This is a genomic window from Colwellia ponticola, from assembly GCF_005885605.1.
Taxonomy (GTDB): domain Bacteria; phylum Pseudomonadota; class Gammaproteobacteria; order Enterobacterales; family Alteromonadaceae; genus Colwellia; species Colwellia ponticola.
In genome coordinates this window covers 1-444 of sequence record NZ_SZVP01000136.1, presented here as the reverse complement: position 1 = coordinate 444, position 444 = coordinate 1, and the positions used below count along the sequence as shown (strand labels likewise).

Annotated in this window: 1 protein-coding gene; it reads left to right on the top strand. The window is 58.3% G+C overall.

Going from position 1 to position 444, the window contains the following annotated elements:
* Positions 1-389 (top strand): lysoplasmalogenase family protein (locus FCS21_RS16225; RefSeq protein WP_222927997.1); only part of this gene is annotated, 389 nt, incomplete at its 5' end.
* Between the last annotated feature and the right edge of the window lie 55 nt (positions 390-444).

Here is a 444-nt window from a genome sequence, read left to right as displayed (position 1 = left end):
CGATTTGGCTCTACCTCCGCAATCCGCGAGCGAACCCGGTTAGAACCCAAAAGGCATTGGCGGTCGTATTGCTCTTTGGCACGCCTCTGATCAGCTATCTGCTGAGCCAGGATGCAATGGTTGCGTTATACGGCTTATCGCTCGGCGGGATGGCTGCCTGCGCGTGGATGAGCCGTTTTCCACGCTACCGCGTCGGCGCCGGGGCAGTGCTGTTTGTTGTCTCGGACTTTCTGATCTTCAGTCGCATGGGCGTGGTCAATCTGGGCGACATTCCCGAGTATCTGATCTGGCCGCTATACTATGCCGGACAGTTTCTGATCGCCACAGGCGTGGTCCAAACCCTGCGCGGCGAACACCCCGGCCACGAAAAGGCCGGGGCAGCTGCCTGATCGCTAACCACCCGGCTCTCCATCAATATTCTTGTCAGAATGCGCAGTGGTGTAA